Raw genomic sequence first — 1,535 nt, 5'->3', positions numbered from 1 at the left:
GCGGCGCGGGACCGGAGGAGGGCGTGGGGCCGGACGTGCCGGGCTGAGCCCCGGCGGCGCGCAGCAGGGCGGCGCTCAGGCGTCTGGCGTCGGTCGCCGCGGGATCGAACGCGACCAGCACCGTCCGCGCCGCGGGAACCAGTTGGATGATCCCGACCGGGGCGATCCGCCGCAGCCGCGCATAGAGGGCCTCGGCCTCGGTCAGGCCGGCCACCTCGACGAGCAGTGCCTCGTCACCGCAGGGCAGGATGCGCATCGCGATCCTCTCAGCTGAACGGGATCAGGGGGACACCCGCGTCGAACAGGGCTTGGCGCAGCCGTCTGACCATCTCGACCGCGCCCGGCGTGTCCCCGTGCACGCAGAGAGAGCGGGCGCCGACGTCCACCGGTGTGCCCTGCTGGCTGACGACCACGCCCTTGATCGCCATCCGCACGCCGCGCGCGACGATGACGTCGAGATCGTGCAGGACGGCGCCGGCCGTGCGCCGGGAGACCAGAGTGCCCGCGGCCGTGTAGTCGCGGTCGGCGAACGCCTCGCCGACCGCGGTCAGGCCGGCCTCGCTCGCGCGCCGCAACCACGCCGATCCGGGCAGGCCCAGGACCGGCAGCGTCGCGTCGTAGCAGCGGATGGCCTCGACGACGGCCTGCGCCTGCTCCTCGTCGGTGACGATGGCGTTGTAGAGGGCGCCGTGCGGCTTGACGTAGCGAACCCGGTCGCCGGCCGTCCGGGCGAAGGCGTCCAGCGCGCCGAGCTGATAGAGGACGTCGTCACGTAGATCGTCGGGGTCCATGTCGATGCGGCGACGACCGAAGCCGGCGAGGTCGCGGTAGCTGACCTGGGCGCCGATGCGGACTCCGCAGCGGACCGCCTGCTCGCACGTCCGCCGCATCGTCGCGGGGTCGCCGGCATGGAACCCGCAGGCGATGTTGGCGCTGGTGACCAGGTCGAGTAGGGCCTCGTCCTCGGTGAGGCGCCAGACCCCGAAACCCTCGCCGAGGTCGGCGTTGAGATCGAGGGGACGCGGCCGATCCGCCGGAGGCGGTGGTGCGACGGGATGTGCCCGTCCGGCCGGAGGCGGTGGCTCGACCGGGTTCGGTGGATCGGCCTCCCCGGTGGTCGCCCGGTCTGGCCGAGGTCGCTCCCGCCTGCCGGGATCTCGCTGGTCGCCCATGCTGCCAATTGTTCACCACCTCGGCACTGGCGATCCGCCCCCGTCGGCACGGTGGCGGGTGAGCCATCTGGTCACCTTGTGCGGCTTGAGATCCAGGCCGGCCAGGATCCTGCCGACCTGAGGGGCGGATATCGGGGCGAAGACGGTGCCCGCGACCTGGGCGGCGATCGCCGCATGAGTCCAGGTGACGGCGGGCCCGGGCGGGGTGGCGGTGGCGACCACCGCCACGCGCGCCAGGTCGTCATAGCGGCGCGGGTGCTGTCAGGTTCTCTGTGTGCGGGTTCGTCGGGTAGATGATCCGTCGTACCGCCGCCGGGAACGGTCCGGACAAGATCGCCGCTTGACAGTTGGAGCCGTGGGATG

The 1,535-nt window shown here is 72.8% G+C and carries 3 protein-coding genes; all 3 read right to left on the bottom strand.

Annotation, left to right across the window (positions count from 1 at the left end):
• The coding region (locus tag AC08ON_RS03960; RefSeq protein WP_476616472.1) for a carboxyltransferase domain-containing protein at nt 1–256 on the bottom strand (256 nt) is incomplete at its 3' end.
• Between the two features lie 10 nt (nt 257–266).
• Nucleotides 267–1,172: a LamB/YcsF family protein gene (locus AC08ON_RS03955; protein WP_476607617.1), complete on the bottom strand. Its 906-nt coding sequence runs from the start codon at nt 1,170–1,172 to the stop codon at nt 267–269.
• Between the two features lie 12 nt (nt 1,173–1,184).
• Entirely contained in the window at nt 1,185–1,400 is a 216-nt protein-coding gene (locus tag AC08ON_RS03950) for a hypothetical protein (RefSeq protein WP_476607616.1), read from the bottom strand.
• Nucleotides 1,401–1,535: the final 135 nt, after the last annotated feature.

It is taken from the genome of Frankia sp. CoWAU3, assembly GCF_977971855.1.
Note: the sequence above shows the minus strand (reverse complement) of the source record. Positions and strands in the feature narration are given on the sequence as shown.

What these genes read in the sequence shown, in the direction of transcription:
- AC08ON_RS03955 (WP_476607617.1), bottom strand. Translation starts at nt 1,172, where the DNA reads ATGGGCGACCAGCGAGATCCCGGCAGGCGGGAGCGACCTCGGCCAGAC.